Annotated in this window: 1 protein-coding gene; it reads right to left on the reverse strand. The window is 65.5% G+C overall.

What is annotated here, in order from left to right; all coding sequences use genetic code 11:
• Nucleotides 1-869, reverse strand: an 869-nt coding sequence (locus tag G5358_RS21420) for a phosphoenolpyruvate carboxylase (RefSeq protein WP_421324920.1), incomplete at both ends; no start/stop codon positions are given.

Here is an 869-nt window from a genome sequence, read left to right on the forward strand (position 1 = left end):
CGGTTGAGCAGCTCGGCCTGCAGCACGTTGAGCGGGTCTGTGTAGGGGTTGCGCAGCTTGATGGACTCCTTGATCCACGGCTGATCCTCCAGCAGATCCCCGCGCGGGCTCAGTTTCAGCACCACCTCGATGGATTCGGCGAGCTCCTGACGCAGCTGTTTGCCAAGGCCCCACAGCTCCTGCGGCACCAGACGGGTGTCGTAGTACTCGGCGAGCCAGACGTCCGCTTTGAGGAACACCATCTCCAGCATCTCGAGGCGAGTGCGGAAGAAGGGCCACTGGGCGCTCATCTCTTCCAGCACCGCCAGCTTGCCGCCGTCGATCGCCTGCTGCAGCGCCTTGTGGGCACCGAGCCAGGCCGGCAGCATCAGCCGGTTCTGGGTCCAGGCGAAGATCCACGGAATGGCGCGCAGGCTCTCGACGCCGCCGTTGGGCTTGCGCTTGGAAGGACGGGAGCCGAGCGGCAGCTTGCCGAGCTCCATCTCCGGGGTAGCGGCACGGAAGTAAGGGACGAAGTCCGGATGACCGCGCACAATGCTTCGGTAGTGATCGCAGGAGTCGGCGGCCAGCTGTTCCATCACCTCGCGCCAGCACTCTTTCGGCTTGGGCGGTGGCAGCAGGTTCCCTTCCAGCACGGCGCTGGTGTAGAGCTCCAGACTCTTGATCGCCACTTTCGGCAGACCGAACTTGAAGCGGATCATCTCCCCCTGCTCGGTGGTACGCAGACCGCCGCGCAGGGATCCCGGCGGCTGGGAGAGGATGGCCTGATGGGCAGGCGCACCGCCACGGCCAACGGTACCGCCACGGCCATGGAACAGGGTGAGGCGGATGTTGTTGGCTTCGGCCAGCCCCACCAGGGATTCCATGGC

This window comes from Aeromonas sp. 604176 (genome assembly GCF_049170755.1).
GTDB classification, from domain to species: domain Bacteria; phylum Pseudomonadota; class Gammaproteobacteria; order Enterobacterales; family Aeromonadaceae; genus Aeromonas; species Aeromonas veronii_A.